The 18,519-nt window shown below is 34.1% G+C and carries 14 protein-coding genes, 1 pseudogene and 1 other annotated feature (1 of these 16 only partly in view); all 15 genes and pseudogenes read left to right on the top strand.

Annotation, left to right across the window (positions count from 1 at the left end):
• Positions 1 to 45: 45 nt before the first annotated feature.
• The 15 genes and pseudogenes from AB5359_RS04875 to AB5359_RS04805 all read left to right on the top strand — a co-directional run bounded on the left by AB5359_RS04875 (position 46) and on the right by AB5359_RS04805 (position 18,428).
• The gene (locus AB5359_RS04875) at positions 46 to 2,088 is read left to right on the top strand and encodes a beta-galactosidase (protein ID WP_048684991.1); all 2,043 of its coding nucleotides are present in this window, start codon (positions 46 to 48) and stop codon (positions 2,086 to 2,088) included.
• 319 nt (positions 2,089 to 2,407) lie between these two features.
• Positions 2,408 to 2,902: a PTS sugar transporter subunit IIB gene (locus tag AB5359_RS04870; RefSeq protein WP_039157169.1), complete on the top strand. Its 495-nt coding sequence runs from the start codon at positions 2,408 to 2,410 to the stop codon at positions 2,900 to 2,902.
• A gap of 2 nt (positions 2,903 to 2,904) precedes the next feature.
• Positions 2,905 to 3,703 (top strand): annotated as a pseudogene (locus AB5359_RS04865) (PTS mannose/fructose/sorbose/N-acetylgalactosamine transporter subunit IIC).
• Positions 3,696 to 4,529 carry a PTS system mannose/fructose/sorbose family transporter subunit IID gene (locus tag AB5359_RS04860; RefSeq protein WP_048684985.1) on the top strand — a complete coding sequence of 278 codons (834 nt, stop codon included), beginning with the start codon at positions 3,696 to 3,698 and terminating at the stop codon, positions 4,527 to 4,529. Before AB5359_RS04865 ends, AB5359_RS04860 begins: the two are co-directional and overlap by 8 nt.
• A gap of 12 nt (positions 4,530 to 4,541) precedes the next feature.
• Positions 4,542 to 4,973 carry a PTS sugar transporter subunit IIA gene (locus tag AB5359_RS04855; RefSeq protein ID WP_048684981.1) on the top strand — a complete coding sequence of 144 codons (432 nt, stop codon included), beginning with the start codon at positions 4,542 to 4,544 and terminating at the stop codon, positions 4,971 to 4,973.
• Positions 4,966 to 6,633 carry an alpha-glucosidase gene (locus tag AB5359_RS04850; RefSeq protein ID WP_048684978.1) on the top strand — a complete coding sequence of 556 codons (1,668 nt, stop codon included), beginning with the start codon at positions 4,966 to 4,968 and terminating at the stop codon, positions 6,631 to 6,633. The genes AB5359_RS04855 and AB5359_RS04850 overlap by 8 nt, the downstream gene beginning before the upstream one ends.
• Positions 6,626 to 7,609 (top strand): LacI family DNA-binding transcriptional regulator, encoded by a 984-nt coding sequence (locus AB5359_RS04845; RefSeq protein WP_077410199.1) that lies wholly within the window; start codon positions 6,626 to 6,628, stop codon positions 7,607 to 7,609. The genes AB5359_RS04850 and AB5359_RS04845 overlap by 8 nt, the downstream gene beginning before the upstream one ends.
• 11 nt (positions 7,610 to 7,620) lie before the next feature.
• Positions 7,621 to 9,597, top strand: a complete 1,977-nt coding sequence (locus AB5359_RS04840) for a TIM-barrel domain-containing protein (RefSeq protein WP_048684967.1) — start codon at positions 7,621 to 7,623, stop codon at positions 9,595 to 9,597.
• Between the two features lie 107 nt (positions 9,598 to 9,704).
• Positions 9,705 to 11,198, top strand: a complete 1,494-nt coding sequence (locus tag AB5359_RS04835) for a peptide MFS transporter (RefSeq protein ID WP_048684965.1) — start codon at positions 9,705 to 9,707, stop codon at positions 11,196 to 11,198.
• Positions 11,199 to 11,350: 152 nt separating this feature from the next.
• Positions 11,351 to 12,583: an MFS transporter gene (locus AB5359_RS04830; protein ID WP_048684963.1), complete on the top strand. Its 1,233-nt coding sequence runs from the start codon at positions 11,351 to 11,353 to the stop codon at positions 12,581 to 12,583.
• A gap of 97 nt (positions 12,584 to 12,680) precedes the next feature.
• Positions 12,681 to 13,532, top strand: a complete 852-nt coding sequence (locus AB5359_RS04825) for an alpha/beta hydrolase (RefSeq protein ID WP_048684961.1) — start codon at positions 12,681 to 12,683, stop codon at positions 13,530 to 13,532.
• 88 nt (positions 13,533 to 13,620) lie between these two features.
• Positions 13,621 to 14,061, top strand: a complete 441-nt coding sequence (locus AB5359_RS04820; RefSeq protein ID WP_003649234.1) for a MarR family winged helix-turn-helix transcriptional regulator — start codon at positions 13,621 to 13,623, stop codon at positions 14,059 to 14,061.
• Positions 14,062 to 15,795, top strand: coding sequence for an ABC transporter ATP-binding protein (locus AB5359_RS04815; RefSeq protein ID WP_003649233.1), 1,734 nt, complete (start codon positions 14,062 to 14,064; stop codon positions 15,793 to 15,795).
• Positions 15,788 to 17,557, top strand: a complete 1,770-nt coding sequence (locus tag AB5359_RS04810) for an ABC transporter ATP-binding protein (RefSeq protein ID WP_048684957.1) — start codon at positions 15,788 to 15,790, stop codon at positions 17,555 to 17,557. The genes AB5359_RS04815 and AB5359_RS04810 overlap by 8 nt, the downstream gene beginning before the upstream one ends.
• Before the next feature lie 49 nt (positions 17,558 to 17,606).
• A complete protein-coding gene (locus tag AB5359_RS04805; protein ID WP_039157137.1) occupies positions 17,607 to 18,428 on the top strand; it encodes a transporter substrate-binding domain-containing protein in 822 nt (273 codons plus the stop codon).
• 56 nt (positions 18,429 to 18,484) lie between these two features.
• Positions 18,485 to 18,519 (top strand) — a binding site (T-box leader); it runs 214 nt beyond the window's last position.

Genomic DNA, 18,519 nt, shown 5'->3' with positions numbered 1-18,519 from the left:
TACGTTTTCTGAAATTGCAGATAGAAAGAAACAAGGAATAAAGTCATGAAACGTATCTTAAATACTAACGAATTTCTACATGGCGGTGATTATAATCCTGAGCAGTGGTGGGATGAACCGGATGTGATCAATCAAGATTTTGCACTGTTTAAGCAAGCAAAGATAAATACAGTGACGGTAGGAATTTTTTCGTGGGCAAAATTAGAACCAGAAGAAGGTAATTATGATTTTTCTTGGCTAGATAGTATTTTTGACCGAGTTGAGGAGATGAATGGTCATGTTGTTCTTGCTACGCCTAGTGGCGCAAGACCTGCATGGCTTGCACAAAAATATCCTGAAGTTCTTCGAACAGATAATCTAGGAAATAAGCGTGGTTTTGGTGGTCGTCATAACCATTGTTTGACCTCACCTATTTATCGTGAAAAAGTGCGAGAGATTAATACGAAATTAGCGGAGCATTTTGGTCAAAGAAAGAGTCTAGTGCTTTGGCATATTTCTAATGAATATTCAGGCGAATGCTACTGCGAGTTATGCAAAAATGCTTTTAGAGAGTGGTTAAAAAATAAATATGGAAATTTAGATAATCTCAATCATGCTTGGTGGAATACTTTCTGGAGTCATACTTATAACGATTGGTCGCAGGTTAATCCACCAAGTCCTTTAAGTGAGATGGGTAATAAAGGGATGAATCTGGATTGGAAGAGATTTATTACTGATCAAACAATTTCGTTTATTGATAATGAAACTGCACCCTTGAAAAAGATAACGCCGAATATTCCAGTTACTACGAATATGATGGCTGGTAATCCATTAATGGATCCATTTGCTGGTTTTGATTATCAAAAAGTTGCGAAGCATTTAGATTTTATTTCTTGGGATTCTTACCCTGCATGGGGAAATGATAATCAAACTACAGCAGAACTTGGAAGAAATGTTGGTCTAATTCATGATTTCTTTAGAAGTTTGAAACATCAAAACTTTTTAGTTATGGAAAATACACCTTCCCGTGTTAATTGGCATAGTGTTGACCGAGCAAAGAGACCGGGAATGCATGAATTAGCTAGTTTACAAGATGTTGCTCGTGGTAGTCAGGGAGTATTATATTTTCAACTGCGAGCTTCTCAAGGATCATCGGAAATGTTTCATGGTGCTGTGATTGAACATCGCCATCCTGAGCAAACGCGTGCTTTTAAAGATGTCACTAAGGTAGGCAAAGACTTAGAAAAAATTAGACCAATTGTTGATACCAACTATCTCAAAGCTAAAGTTGCTATCGTTTTTAGTTATGACAGCTATTGGGCTTTGCAAGATGCTGAAAGCTATAGTAAGGATAAAAAGATTTGGCAAACAATGCAAAAACATTACCGCTACTTTTATGACCATGATATTCCAGTTGATTTTGTTAGTGTAGAAGATGATTTTTCTAATTACGACTTATTGATTGATCCGATGCACTTTTTAATGAGTAAAGCCTATTTGAAGAAACTTGCTAGCTATGTCAAGAACGGCGGTAGAGTAGTTGGGACATATATAAGTGGTGTTGTAGATGAAAATGATCTTGCTTATATGAATGAATGGCCAAAAGAATTACAAGATATTTACGGAGTAGAACCACTTGAGACTGATGTCTTATATCCGGGACAAAGCAACACATTGAATTTTGATGGGCATGAATATAAGGCTCATGATTATTGTGAGACTCTAATTAATTGTAGAGGTAAAGTGTTAGCGAAATATGCTAGTGATTTCTATCAAGACACTCCTGCGGTAGTTGAGCATGAATATGGAGCAGGCAAAGGTTATTATCTTGCCTGCCGAACCGATTATGATTTTTTAGAGAAGTTTTATGAAAAAATAACTGCTAATTTGATTCCAGAATTTCCAGTTAAAAAGTTTAGTAGCAATATTTCAATTCAAGTACGCGAAAATAAAGATCAGAAATATTACTTTGTACAAAACTTTTCTGATAAGTCTGAGCAGATTAAAGTGGATGGAGAATTAGAGGATCTTCTTGAAAAAAAGATAGATAGAGGTGAAGTTGTTCTTAATCCATTTGGAAGTAAGATTTATTATAAAAAAGGTAATTAGTTAAAACGTTTTAAATATTTTCTGAAAAATAAATTTCTTATATAAAGTGATAACTTTTTAACAAATAAAAAATATAAATAAATACCGATGTATCAATGTTTTTAGTCGTTGATATACCGGTATTTTTTAGTATAAAAATAAGATTAAATAGTTACTTTTTAAACACTTTTTATAGAAAGCGCTTGCAATTTTATAAAAACATAGTATATTTAAAGTGTAACTTGAAACGTTTAAAGTTCTAAAAGAGATGTTAATAAAACATCTAAAGTTAGTTATATTTTTTAGTTAAAACGTTTAGCTTTATAGAGGAGATTTAAAAATGCCAATTACATTAGCAAGAATTGATCAAAGACTTATTCATGGAATTACTGTTAACCAATGGAATAAAGTTTTACATCCAAAGAGATTCATGGTTATTGATGACGAAGTTAGTCAAAATGAAATGGTAAAAGCAAGTATGAGAATGAGTAAGCCTACAGGCACAGGGATGTCAATTATTAATGAAGAAAAGGCAATAACTAATTTTAAAAATGGTAAATATGATTCTCACTCCGTTTTCTTAATTGTAAAAGAACCTCATTATATTCTAGATTTAATCAATGCTGGTGTAGAAGTTCCAAAGGTTAATGTTGGTGCGTTATTTGAAGAAGGTAATAGAAAACCTTATACAAAGAGAGTTGCTTTAGATGATCAGGAGTTATCAGATTTAAAGGAAATTGCAGCGAAAGGAATTCCGGTATTTTTTGAATATACTCCAGATGATGAAAATGAAGTCTCGCTTGCAGAAGTACTAAAAAATAAAGGAGAGAATTAATTATGCCTATCATATTACAAAACATCCTGATAATTTTACTTGCAGCCTATATGGCTTGGGATAACGGTACAGGTAATCAGATTACGGGTAACTGGCCAGTTATCATTGGTATGTTAGTCGGCTTAATTATGGGAAACCTAAGTGTAGGTTTGGTAATTGGTGGTACGCTTCAGCTTATGTCCTTAGGTGTTGCAGCTATTGGTGGATCATCAATCCCAGAATATGGTGTTGCAACTATCGTCGGTGTATTTATCGCTATTCGAACTGGCGCTTCTACCGGTACTGCAATTGCTGTTGGTTTACCTGTCGGAATGCTAACTTTGCAATTAGATGTTGTTATCAAAATTATTAATAACTTCTTTGCTCATTGGTCACAACGCCTTCTTCATGAAAAGAAGTTTAATAAGATGGATGGAGTCTTTTATTTAACTATTTTTGTTTGGATGCTTAAATACATTATCCCAATTGCATTAGTAGTGATGTTTGGTACTCCAATTGTTAAATTAATTCTTCATGTTATTCCAGCTTGGGTTACAAATGGATTAACTATTGCTGGTGGGATGCTACCAGTTGTTGGTATTGGAATGTTATTAAGATATATGCCAGTTAAAAAATATTTAGCTTATTTACTAGCAGGTTTCGTTTTAGCAGGATATTTAAAAGTTCCAATTTTAGGAATCGCTATTTTAGGTTTAGCAGCAACTTATGAAATTTACCGTATTAATTCCGTTAAGAAAGATAAAGAAGAATTACAAACCGCAGAAAAAAATAGAAGATGAAGGAGACGACTTCGATGAGTAAAGAATTGAATCAACCAGAAAAGGGGAAAAAATTAACTGTCCATGAACGTAAAGATATGTTTAGACGCTGGATTTTTAACGCAGGTTTAGGTTATAACTTTGAAACTCAACAAGCTCCAGCAGTTGCTTTTTCAATGAGAAAAGCTTTAAGAAAGATTTATCCAAATGATGATGAATACATCGAAGCAATGGATAATCATTACAAATATTTCAATGCTAATCCATTAATGGCCAATATCATTTTAGGAGCTACTTTGGCCATGGAAGAAAAGGATGGAATAAAGGCTAAAGATGCTGTTCAATCCTTGAAAACTTCTTTAATGGGACCATTTTCAGGTGTTGGTGATTCTGTCTTTTGGATTTTGATTCCAACTATTATGGGTTCAATTGCTGGTTACATGGCTTTACAGGGTAATGCAGTTGGTGCAATTTTATGGATGTTATTACAACTTTCATTCTATTGGTTAAAAATGTGGTTCTTCAAAACTGGATACGATTCAGGTACTAAGTTAATCACATCATTAGGTGAAAAAATTAATATATTTACTGACGCAATTTCTGTCATGGGTTTAATGGTCGTTGGTTCACTAATTCCAACAGTAGTTAATGTATATACACCATTAAAATTTAGAACTGGGAAAGTTATGCTTTCTATTCAAAGTGGTGTTCTTGACAAAATTATGCCTGCTTTGCTTCCAGTTGCTGTTACCGGTCTTGTTTACTGGCTCTTAGGCAGAAAGAAATGGACACCAACTAAGATTATTTTGTTGATCATTGTTATTTGTTTAGCTGGTGCTGCAACAGGCATCTTAGGTGTTGCAAAATAGATTGGAAGAAAAATGAGTAATATTAAACGTCATATTGTGATTGCATCACATTCAACTCTAGCTGAGGGAATGGCCAATGCTTTAAAATTTTTTGAAGGTAACAGTCTTAAACTGACAGTTTTATCTGCCTACGTTGATAACAAGCCAATTGAAGGACAAATTGAGAAAATATTTAATCAATTTGATAAAAATGATGAAGTTATTGTTTTAACTGATTTATTAGGTGGGTCTGTAAATCAAAAATTTTTCCCATATATTAGTCGTCCGCATACTCATATAATCACTGGCATGAATTTATCATTAGCAATGGCGATTACTATGGAACCAGTTGAAGGTTATTTAACAGGTGAAAAGATTCAATCAATTGTTTCAGAAGCTCAAAATCAAGTGAAATATGTAAATGAGTTAGCAACTGATTCGAGTGAGGACGATGAAGATGAATGATTGGAAAAAGAAAGCTATAGTCTATGAGGCGTATGTGCAAAGCTTTAATGATTCAGATGGTGATGGAATAGGAGATCTACCTGGGCTAATTGAAAAACTAGATTATATAAAGAATTTGGGTGCCAATGTAATTTGGTTAACACCAATTTTTAAGTCTCCTTTGGTAGATAATGGATATGATATAGCTGATTATGAAGCTATTAATCCGATTTATGGGACAATGAATGACTTTAAGAAGTTGCTGCGGAAGGCTCATGAAAGAGATCTGAGAATTGTAATGGATCTTGTTGTTAACCATACGTCAGATCAACATAAGTGGTTTAAAGAATCTAAAAAAAACAAAAATAATAAATACTCTGATTATTACATCTGGCGCGATCCTAAAGAAGATGGAAGCGCCCCTACGAATCTAGGTTCAGCATTTGGTGGATCGGCTTGGACTTATGTACCTGAACGAAATCAATACTATCTGCATCTTTTTGCTAAGCAACAACCAGATTTAAATTGGGATAATCCTCAAGTTCGCAATGATATCTATCACATGATGAAGTTCTGGCTAGATATGGGAGTTGATGGTTTTAGAATGGATTCGATTAGTTTCATTTCTAAACCAAGTAAATTTAAAGATGCTCCTTTGGAAGATAATAAGGAATACGGTGCATATTATTATGGATCAGCTAATGGACCGCATATTCATGAATATTTACGTGAAATGAATCAGAAGGTTCTAAGTAAATATGACGTGATATCGATTGGAGAAACGCCACATACCACAGCTAAGGAAGCTCGACTTTTTGTTGAACCCGATAGACATGAATTGGATATGGTATTTCAATTTGAACATATGCATGTAGATTACGGTGAATTTGGTAGGTATTCTGATGTTACTTATAAGATGAGTGACCTACGTAATTCAATGACTAGCTGGCAAAATGATTTGTCATGGAATTCAAATTATTTGGGTAATCATGATCAACCGCGAATTGTTTCTAGATTTGGAAATGATTCGAAATATAGAAAAGAATCAGCTAAGATGCTTGCAATGGTATCTTTATTGCAAAAAGGGACTCCTTTTATTTTTCAAGGCGAAGAAATTGGAATGACCAATTTACATATTAAGAATATAGATGAATTAAAGGATTTGGAAGCTCATAATATATATAGTTTCTTAAAATCTAAAGGTATATCTGATAAAGACGCCTTAAAGATGGTTAATAGAAAAACACGAGATAATGCACGGACCCCTATGCAATGGAATAAGCAGCAAAATGCTGGCTTTTCTAGTGGTAATCCGTGGATAGAAGTAAATCCAAACTATTTAGAAATTAATGTAAAGAAAGATTTACAAGATCCAAAATCAATTTATCATTTTTATCAAAAGCTTCTAAAATTAAGAAATAATAATCAGGTGTTACTTGATGGTAACTATGATTTAATTACGCCTGAAGATTCGGCAGTTTTTGCTTATACTAGGAGTAGTGAAAAAGATAAAATTGCGGTTATTTGTTCTTTTGTACCATATAAGGTTAAATATGAATTACCTAAAGATTTTGTAAATAAAAATAAAGTGATTTTGTCTAACTATGACGATAAAGAAGATATGGTCTCAAATACAATATATTTAAGACCATATGAAGGAGTTGTAATTAAACGTGAGTAACATGAAGGACGTGGCGCGTGAAGCTAATGTTTCTGTAGCAACAGTCTCGAATTTCCTTAATGGAAAGAAAGTGCGCCCGAAAGCTGCAAAAGATATTGATTTAGCAATAAAAAAATTAAATTATGTACGAAATAATACGGCACGGTTTTTAAAAACGCAAAGATCAGCTTTTGTGGTTTTTGTTGTCCCAAGTGTTTGGTCTCCATTTTTTTCTGAGTTAACTTTTTGGGTTCAGAAGTATTTAGACAATCTTGGATATAAAATGGTGTTATGTGTATCAGAAAATGATTATCAAAAAGAAAAAAGTTATGTCACAATGGCAGAAGAACAACGAGTAGCCGGTATTCTTTCCATCTCATATTCTGATTTAACTAGTCATGTGCATTCTGATATTCCCCTCGTTTCTATTGAAAAAGAAAGTACAGGTCAATTTTCACTAGTTTCATCAGATAATTATGAAGGCGGAAAGATAGCAGCTAAAGAATTAAATGAAAGAAATATAGATAAATATATATTTATTGGTTCAGCCAATCATTCTTCTGTAGAAATGAATGCACGTAAAGCAGGTTTTATAGATTATTGTAATAATCATGGCCTCAAATTTGAAATAGCAGAAGTCGACTCTCAAACTGATGACAAAGAGAAAATTGATAGTCTAATAGATGAGATTTCAAATAACGGTAAGAAGTATGGAATTTTTGCTCATACTGATGAAATCGCACTTATTTTGACGCAAAAATTTAGAGATGCAGATATAAAGATTCCAGAACAGGTGCAGATAATTGGTTTTGATGGCTGGAAACTAACGCCTGATACACATTTAACTATTTCAACTATTAGACAAAATATTGAAGAAATTGCTAAAACAGCTGTTGAACAGTTGCATAAGGAAATGGAAGATCCAGATCATAGAGAAATTTCACGATTAATGATTCCTGTAACTTTTCGTGCAGGAGATACGACTAAAAATAAATAAGAGAGGTAAAAATGTTTAATACTAAAAATACTCAGTTTCTTGATTATTTTTATGAAGGTGAACATTTATGTATTTACCCATGGGGTCATGGACTGAGAGTTCATGACTCTTTTTTTGACGGGATGCATAATTGGGCTCTTACAGAGAAAAGTGATTTTGATTCTAATTTTGCGGTTACTTACAATGATGATGAAGCTACGATAGTTAATGGAAAGATCACTTTTTATGATAAAAATAAAATAATTTTAGAGGAATTTTGGAGAGAGCGAAATTTTAGAAAGATAAAAATTAATAATAGTCAATTTTTAAATCAAAAAGAAAATGAATATTCAAGCGCTTTGAAAATTAAAGCAAGAGATTTTTGCCCAAATAATAAAGGCTCATATGAAGTTGCGGTAAGATTTGAGGCAAATGATAATGAAAAAATATATGGAATGGGACAGTATCAGCAGTCTCAATTAAATCTGAAAGGCTGTAAATTAGAGCTGGCTCAAAGAAACTCGCAAACAACAGTCCCATTTTTGATTTCTAATTATGGATATGGTTTGTTGTGGAATAACCCAGGAATAGGGGAAGTTACATTTGCAAATAACATTACAGAGTGGAAAAATATCGACACTGATTGTATTGATTATTGGATTTGTGCAGAGGATACGCCAAAAGAAATAATTTCTGCTTATACTGATGTAACTGGACATTCTCCTAAGATGCCAAAATATGCTTTAGGTCTTTGGCAAAGTAAACTGAGATATAGAAATCAAAATGAGGTTATTTCGATAGCAAAACATTATCATGATTTACATATTCCACTATCAGTAATTATTATTGATTATTTTCATTGGCCAAAACAAGGTGACTTTAAATTCGATAAACGTTATTTCCCTAATCCAGAAAAGATGGTGAAAGATTTAAAAAAGCTAAATGTTGAATTAATGGTTTCAGTTTGGCCAAATATTGATTGTACTAGTGAAAATTATAATGAAATGAACAAAAAGGGGTATTTAGTTCGAGCAGATAAGGGAAAAAGTATTACGATGACTTTTCATGGCAATACTACTTTCTTTGATACTACAAACCCTGAGGCACGTCTATTTGTTTGGAATAGAATAAAAAGAAATTATTATCAAAAGGGAGTTAAGCATTTTTGGTTAGATGAAGCAGAACCTGAATATTCGACTTATGATTTTGATAACTATCGATTACATCTTGGGAGAAACTCCCAAGTTGGAAATATCTACCCAGCCTTGTATGCTAGAGGATTTTATGAAGGAGAAAAGAGAGAAGGAGAGAATAATCCTATCAGTTTAATTCGTTCAGCTTGGGCAGGAAGTCAAAAATATGGCGCACTTGTTTGGAGCGGTGATATTGATTCAAGTTTTCGCTCGTTTAAATATCAATATCAAGCCGGGCTTAATATTGGCTTAGCGGTAATTCCATGGTGGACAAGTGATATTGGTGGATTTCATGGAGGAAGTTCTACTGATTCTGAGTTTAAAGAGCTATTGATTAGGTGGTTTGAATTTGCAGTATATTGTCCTGTTTTGAGAATGCACGGTGATAGAGAGCCCCATGAATTTCCAATTGATAATCAAGTAGAAGGAACAGGTGCACCTAATGAAATATGGTCATTTGGAAAAGAAACTTTTGACATTTTACGTAAACAAGTTAATATCCGAGAAAGTCTTAAGTCATACATTAATTCTTGTATGAATGAAGCTTATGAAAAAGGGTATCCTGTCATGAGAACTTTATTTTTTGAGTTTCCTGAAGATAAGGCTAGTTGGAACATAGAAGATGAGTATATGTTCGGAAGAAAGTATTTAGTGGCACCGATTTTTGAATTTGGAAAACGAAGGAGACAAGTGTATTTACCATTGGGATCACGATGGAAAGACATTAACAAGGGCTCTATAAGAAGCGGTGGAATATGGATTAATTGTGAAGCACCTCTAGATCGAATTCCGATTTTTGAGAGAGTTGATTACTGAAAATGGTCTCTATTGATCTACACCAATTTGACTACTTATTATAAATAGGTATAAAATTAACCTTTCTGTGTGAATAAAACACAAAAGACGGAAAGGAATAATTTTTGATGAATAATTCGACAACAGAGAAGACTTTCTTTGGACAGCCACGTGGTTTGTCCACTTTGTTCTTCACTGAAATGTGGGAGAGATTTAGTTACTACGGTATGCGTGCTATCCTACTCTTCTACATGTACTATGCTGTAGAACGTGGCGGACTAGGCATGGATGAAACAACTGCTGCCTCAATCATGTCTATTTATGGTTCGCTAGTTTTTCTTTCTACAGTAGCTGGGGGCTGGCTAGCAGATAGAATCTGGGGAGCAAGGAGTACTGTCTTCTTTGGTGGTGTCCTAATTATGATTGGACACATTGTTTTAGCTTTGCCAATGGCAGAGTTAGGCTTATATATTTCAATTGCATTTATTGTAATTGGTACTGGATTGCTTAAACCAAATGTTTCTAACATGGTAGGTGGTCTTTACTCTTTAGATGATCGAAGAAGAGATGCAGGATTCAGTATTTTTGTTTTCGGCATTAACCTTGGATCTGCTTTGGCTCCCTGGCTTGTTCCTTGGGCAAGTGAAGGATTTGGTTTTAACTTATTTGGCAATCATCTTAATTTCCACGCTGGTTTTTCTTTAGCGGCAGTGGGAATGTTCTTTGCCTTGGTGCAATATGTGTGGGGAGGTAGAAAATACCTTTCTGATGATGGGATGCAGCCGACTGATCCAATCGATCCTGCAACTCGTAATAAGCTATTGAAGAGAGTTCTTTTAGGTGCTTTAGTTTTAGCAGCTGTTTTAGGTGTGATGGCTGCGTTAGATCAATTAAACGTCGATAACATTATTACCCTAATTACTATTGTGGCTATTGCTTTGCCAATTTACTACTTTGTTTTAATGCTTAGAAGTCCTAAAGTAACTAAAGAAGAACGTTCGAAAGTATGGGCTTATATTCCATTATTTATTGCTGCTGCAATTTTCTGGGGAATTGAAGAATCTGGATCAGTTGTTTTAGCCTTGTTTGCTGCGCAAAGAACAGTTCTTCATATTGGAAACTGGCACTTTACTGCTGCTAACTTCCAAACTTTAAATCCATTATTTATTATGATTTTAACCCCATTTTTTGTTTGGCTATGGGATAACTGGAAGAAGCAACCGAGTGCTGCTGGTAAGTTTGCAGCTGGTTTAGTTTTCGCTGGGCTTTCATACATGTGGATGGCACTACCAGGTGTGCTCTATGGAACAAATGGACGGGTTAGCCCATTCTGGTTAGTTGGTTCCTGGTTCATTGTTGAAATTGCTGAGATGCTTATTTCGCCAATTGGATTATCCGTAACAACTCGTTTAGCTCCTAAGGCATTCCGCTCGCAAATGATGAGTCTTTGGTTCTTAGCTGATGCAACTGGACAAGCTGTTAATTCGCAGATTGTTAAGTATTACTCAAGTAAAACTGAAGTAGCTTACTTCTTAGCTGTTGGTTTGGTAAGTGTGTTATTTGGTGTTGTAATGTTTTTCTTCACAAAGAAGATTCATAATTTGATGGCTGACGCTGAGTAATTAAGTAAAAAATTGAATATTTAAATTAAAAAGATTCAAGCTTTAGCTTGAGTCTTTTTTCTGTAGGCATTGTAAATTATTAAAAAACGAGTAGAATGAATTCTGAAGAAATAATTGGATGACAGAGAGCATTCATTTTGGAGGAATTAAATATGGATACAATGGTTAAGCACAGACATAGTCTAAGCAAAAATCAGAAGTGGGTTATAGCATCTACTTCTTCAGGTTTTGCTCTTGAAAATATGGATGTGCTTTTTTTATCGTTTGCAATGAGTTCAATGATTGCTGATCTGCACTTATCAGGTGGAGCAGCAGGTTTTATTTCGACAATTACTAACCTTGGAATGTTAGTGGGTGGAATTGCTTTTGGAATTCTGGGAGATAAAATTGGCCGTGTTAAGACTTTTAGTCATACGGTAATTATTTTTGCGATTTCGACTGCTTTGATGGCTTTTGCTAATAATATTTATATGATCTATGGACTACGTTTCCTAGCAGGAATCGGGGCTGGTGGTGAATATGGTGTCGGAATTGCTTTAATTGCTGAAAACTTTCATAAAGAGCAAATCGGTAAGATGACATCAGTTGCAGCAATTGGTGGTCAAATTGGCGCAATTTTAGCAGCTTTGATTGCGGCTTGGATTATTCCAACGGCTGGTTGGCATATGCTATTTCTAGTAGGAATCATTCCAGTAGTTTTAACAATTTTTATTAGAAAGCATGTTCATGAAAGTGAACAATTTCTTGAGGCTAAAGCGAGTGAAAAGAATTCATTATTGTCAGATGTAGCTAAAAAGATGTTCTCTACGACTCGTCTTGCTTGGCAAACACTGGGCTTGATGATTATGATGACTGTTCAAATTGCGGGCTACTTTGGCTTAATGAACTGGTTACCAACAATTGTTCAAAAGCAATTAAACTTAAATGTTTCAAATTCTAGTCTTTGGATGATTGCAACTATCATTGGGATGAGTATCGGAATGATGACCTTTGGTTCAATTTTTGACTACTTTGGTCCTAGAAGAGCCTTTGCAATTTTCTTAATTGGTTCTGCCTTGATGGTATATACTTTGAGCTTAGCTCAAAATATGGCTACTCTTTTAGTAATTGGTGCGGTTGTCGGCTTTTTCTCAAACGGGATGTTTGGCGGTTACGGTGCTGTGATCAGTAGATTGTACCCAACTGAGATTAGATCAAGTGCCAACAACATTATTGTTAATGTGGGTAGAGCAATTGGTGGTTTTTCATCAGTAGTAATCGGTATTTTAATGGATAGATATAATCTTGGTGTAGTAATGGGCTTTTTATCAGCCTTATACATTATTAGCTTCATTGTGATGATTACTTTACCAGGTTTAAAGGATTTATCAAAAGTAACAAAATAGTATAGCTTTTAGCAATAGTAAACTAGTGAGAATAAATATTTTTCAATTAATAATTGTCCTTGTATACTAGAGAAAAGTAAGTGTGAGAGGAAAGATTATGAAGAAGAGAAAAATTTATCTTGCTAGTTTTTTTGTTGCTTTATTTTTATTGGTTTTAACGGGATGTAGTCAAAAGTCGCAGGAAATTCCAACAAAAAAGGTTACAGTTTCATTGAGTAATACTAAAACAATTCCTACCTTTTTCTTCCACGGTTGGGGCTCCAGTGTAAATGCCGAAAAGCATATGGCAAATGCGGCTAAAAAGGCCGGTGCGACTAATACCATTGTTCAAGCTGACGTAAGTAAAAATGGTACTGTTAAGTTGAACGGAACTATTCCCAAAAGTGCCAAGAACCCAATTATTGAAGTTAATTTAGAAGACAATCAAAGTGGTAAGACGTCCTATGTGAAAGACGTGATTACTGCCGTTTCAAATAAATATCACTACGCTAAAATCAATTTAGTTGGACATTCGATGGGAAATTTGCAGATTGCTAATTATATTAATAAGAACTACAACAATAAAAAATTACCACAGATTAATAAAGTAGTTTCAATTGCTGGACATTACGATGGCTATTTAGGCGAAGAAGCCGGACAAAAAGCCAAGATCAAGAATAAAGAAACTGGGCAACCAGACATCTACAGTGATGGATTTAAGAAATTGTTACCTTTGCGTAAACATTATCCAAAGCAGATCGAAGTTTTGAATATTTATGGTAATAAGAAAGATGGCTCGAATTCGGATGGGTCAGTTTCTGTAGCTTCTGCTCAAAGTTATAAATATTTAATTAATGGACGTGCAAAATCATATCGAGAAGTTGAAATAAAAGGAAAGAATGCGCAACACAGTAAATTGCATGAAAATAAAGAGGTTGATCGTCTTCTAATTGACTTTTTATGGAAATAAAAATAAAAAATATTGACAAATAGTCCTTGTAGATACTAATATAATTAAGCAATTAGTATCTACAGGGACTATTTTTGCAAGGCAAAGCATGGAACTAAGTGAAACAGAAAAATTAAATTTTGCGATTATTCGTGGTAGTAAGGCTTATGAAGAATGGGATAGACAGCAAGGCATGCCTGCTTATTTAACGATTATCTTGTATGAATTACTATTACGCAAAAGATTGACACAAAAGGACTTAGTTTATCTAAGTGACTTACCTAAACAATCAATTAATAAAGGGATTCATCGTTTATTAGAAAAGGATTATTTGAAATTAACAATTGATCCGGATGACAATCGAGTAAAGTATTGTCAGTTGACTGAATCTGGTAAAAAATATGCCAAGGAAAAAATGACACCCTTATTTGAAATAGAAAATAAAGTAGCTCAAAAGATGGGTGCGCAAAAGATGAAACAATTGGTAGCTCTAAATGAAGAATGGAGTGAAACATTTTGGAAATTTTTAAGAAAGAAGGGAGAAAAATAAATGCAGATTTTGAAGCCGCATTTCAAAAAATATCGTAAAGAAATTATTTTGGCAGTTATCACCATTTTGGTTTCAGCTTTTGCAACCTTATGGCAACCGCGATTGTTAGAAAACATTCAAAAAGCAATTTTAGCTGATAATCATGATACTGTTTTAAGAGATGGGATTGGGTTAGTAGTACTTGGTTTATTAGCGATTATTGCCGGAATTTTTAATGTATATTATGCTGCAAAAATTGCCCAGGGAATAACTTCAGATTTACGAGAAGAAACTTATGCAAAAATTCAGAGCTTTTCATTTGGAAATATTGAGAAGTTTTCTAGTGGTTCTTTAGTAGTACGTTTAATTAACGATATGAACCAAGTTATGAATATGATGATGATCTTGTTCATGCAGCTGCTTAGAATGCCGATAATTTTGATTGGTTCATTTGTATTAAGTATTGTTACTATTCCTCATTATTGGTGGGCTCCAGTATTAATGCTTGCTTTAATGATGGGTGTTGGCTTTATTGTTATTCAAAATATGAACCAGCTGTTTGCCAAGTTTCAAAAATATATGGATAAAATTTCTACTCGTGTAAAGGAAAATTTACAGGGTGTTCGTGTAGTTAAATCTTTTAATCAAGGTGAAAATGAAATCAAGAGATTTAACAAGACTTCTGATAGTTTGAATGAGTTAAACATTAAAATTGGTTATTGGATTTCTACTATTATGCCAGCATTTATGCTAATTGCTTATTTAGTAATTGCATTAGTAGTCTTTTTAGTAGGCCGCAGTGCTAATTTAAATCCAACTGATGTAGCTGTTGTATCACCATATGTTTCTTATATTTTAACTTTGCTCTTTGCAATTTTAATTGGGGGCTTTGTGATTATGAACTTCACCCGTGGGATGGTTTCTTTGAGAAGAATTAAGGAAGTTCTTGATACTGAGCCGGATGTTCAATTTAATCCCAATGCTTCAGCTGCACCAGAAAAAGGTAGTATTGAATTCGATAATGTTTCTTTTACTTATCCAGATGGGGATAAGCCAACTCTGAAAAATATTTCCTTTAAAGTAAAGCCAGGAGAGATGGTTGGTATTGTTGGAGCAACTGGATCGGGTAAGAGTACGCTTGCTCAACTTATTCCGCGTCTTTATGATCCAACTGAAGGAATGATCAAAATTGGTGGCAAAGATTTAAAAACTATTGGTGAAAAAGCTCTTCGTAATACAGTTTCAATGGTTTTGCAAAAAGCAATTTTATTCTCTGGTACAATTGCATCTAACTTACGGCAAGGTAAAGAAGATGCAACCGATTATGAATTGAAGCGTGCTTCAGAAATTGCACAAGCGCAAGAATTTGTAGGTCAATATCCAGATGAATTCGATCATGAGGTTGAAGAGCGATCAGCCAATTTCTCCGGCGGTCAAAAGCAACGTTTATCTATTGCTCGCGGTGTAATCGGTCAACCACCTATTTTAATTTTGGATGATTCAACTTCAGCCTTAGATGCTAAATCTGAAAAATTGGTTCAAGAGGCTCTAGAACATGATCTAAAGGATACTACAACAGTAATTATTGCTGAAAAAATTGTGTCAGTAATGAATGCTGATAAAATTTTAGTTTTAGATGATGGAAAACTCGTCGCTGAAGGGACTCATGAAGAGCTATTAAAGACTTCTCCAATTTATCAAGATATTTATCGCACACAAAAAGCTAAAGAAAAGAGAGGCGAGATTGATGAGTAATACTAAAAAAGCCTTGAAATATTTTGCTAAGTATCTGAAGAATTACTGGAAAGGAGTTACGGTAGTTGTAGTCCTTTCCTTGGTTTCGACTTTAAGTCAAGTTTTAGGACCGCTTTTCCTGGGAAATGCTGTTCAAGAATTGACTAAAGCTGTCAGCAAAGTAGCTAGTCGCAGTCATGATTTAAGTAGTTTTTATCAGTCCCTTGGCTCAATGGTCAGCGTTTATGCAGCAGGAATTATTGCTTCGTTCATTGCTTGGATGGTAATGTCTAAATTTACTGCGAACGCTACAAATGATATGAGAGAGAACTTATTTGCTAAGTTTCAGAGGATGCTAATTCGTTATTTCGATACTCATCAAGATGGAAAGTTATTATCTTTGTTTAATTCAGATTTAGATAATATTTTTAACGCCTTAAATAATGCAATTTTTGAAATTATTTCTCAAGGTGCATTATTAATCGGAACAATTATTATGATGTTTATTGTTAATCCAGTGATGGCTTGGTTTACAATAGCTACAACCCCGTTTATTTTGATAATTAGTTTAGTCATTATGAAAAAGGCACGGATTTATTTAGACAAGCAGCAAGATAAAATCAGTGACCTTAACGGATATGTTAATGAACAGATTAATGGTGAAAAAGTTATTATTACTAATGGCTTACAAAAAGAATCTGTTCAAAACTTTAAAAAATATAATAACGATGTTCGTAGCGCTATGTTTAAGGGGCAATTTTATTCTGGAATGCTTTTCCCATTATTACAAGGAATTTCTTTATTGAACTTAGCTATTGTAATTGGTGGAGGTGCATGGCTAATTGTTAGCGGTCAGGTAAGTGGAGCAGTGGGTTTAGGATTAATTGTTGCTTTTGTTGAATATTCGCAAACATATTTCCAGCCTTTAACTCAATTAACTTCTATTTATTCTATGACTCAACTTGCTTTAACCGGTGCAAGAAGATTGGCTACTGTTGAAGAGCAAGATGAAGAAGATACTGTGCCAAATGGCAAAGTTTTACAAGGAATTGAAAAAGGCGTTAAGCTTGAAAATGTGCATTTTGGTTATAACGCTGATAAAGAAATTTTGCATGGTGTTTCAATTGACGTTGATAAGGGGAAATCTGTTGCCGTAGTTGGTCCAACTGGATCAGGGAAAACAACTATTATGAACTTGATTAATCGCTTCTACGATGTTAATAGTGGAAAAGTAACCTTTGATAGCGTTGATGTGCGTGATATTACGCTTGAATCTTTAAGAAATAATGTAGGTATTGTTTTACAAGATTCAGTACTGTTTACTGGAACAGTTGAAGAGAATATTAAGTATGGTAAGCCAACTGCAAGTCGAGAAGAAGTAATTGCAGCAGCAAAAGAAGCGAATATTCATGACTTTATCATGACGCTTCCTGAAGGTTATGATACTCAAGTTTCGGAAGAAAATTCGGTCTTTTCTACTGGCCAGAAACAATTAATTTCGATTGCTAGAACTATTTTGACTGATCCAGAATTTTTGATTTTAGATGAGGCCACTTCTAATGTTGATACAGTTACTGAGGCTAAAATTCAAAAGGCAATGGATGCTGTTATTGCAGGCAGAACGAGCTTTGTTATTGCTCACCGTTTGAAGACAATTCTAAATTCAGATAAAATAGTAGTATTGAAAGACGGAAATGTCATCGAAGAAGGAAACCACGACGAGCTGATTAAGAAGCGTGGATTTTACGACGGACTATATACTAACCAAATGGCATTTGAATAATTTAGAGGGATCTTTTCCCTCTAATTTTAGTTAGGGGGGAAACAAAAAAGTGAAAAGAAAGCTACGAATTTTTTCTTTATTTACTGTTTTATTGAGCGTTTTTCTACTATCAGCATGTCAAAAAAATACGCGGAATGTATATCAAGAAGTCAAAAAAAGCAATGAAATTACCTGGGGCGTTAAAGCTGATACCCGTTTATTCGGTTTAATGAGCATTAAAACTGGAAAAATTGAAGGCTTTGAGGTTGATTTAGCCAATGCATTGACCAAAGAAATGCTGGGAAAAAATGCTAAAGCCAGCTTTGTACAAACTACTGCTAAAACCAAAATTCCGCTGTTAAAGAATGGAAATATTGATGCAGTTTTAGCTGCAATGACAATTACACCAGAGCGTAAAAAACAAATTGATTTTAGTAATCCATACTTTTATGCTGGTCAATCTTTGCTAGTTAAGGAAGATTCATCAATTAGAAATGTTCAAGATTTAAATGGGAAAATAGCATTAGCTGTTAAAGGTACAACAGCTGTCGCTAATGTTAAAAAATTTGCTCCCAAAGCAAAGGTATTAGAATTTGACGATTATGGTCAAGCATTTACTGCACTAAAGGCAGGTCAAGGGCAAGCGATGACAACTGATAATGGTTTACTTGCCGGAATTGCTACTGAAAATAAAGGCTATAAGCTTGTTGGTGGTACATACACAAATGAACCATACGGTATTGCCGTGAATAAGGGACAGAAGCAAATGAAGAATGCAATTAATCGTGCTCTAAATAAATTAAAAAAAGATGGGACGTATAATGCCTTAGTAAAGAAGTGGTTTAGCGGTATTCCAGGCTTTAATATTAAAGAGGCTGAAGGTGAAAAATAAATTTTTTACTTGCCTTTTTTGAAAAAATATTATTAAATGTAATCAACATTTAAATTTAAAAAGCGATGAAAAGAAAAGTAAATAATTTATT

It is taken from the genome of Lactobacillus sp. RTP31084st1_F9_RTP31084_210423, assembly GCF_040919545.1.
GTDB lineage: Bacteria > Bacillota > Bacilli > Lactobacillales > Lactobacillaceae > Lactobacillus > Lactobacillus paragasseri.
Note: the sequence above shows the minus strand (reverse complement) of the source record. Positions and strands in the feature narration are given on the sequence as shown.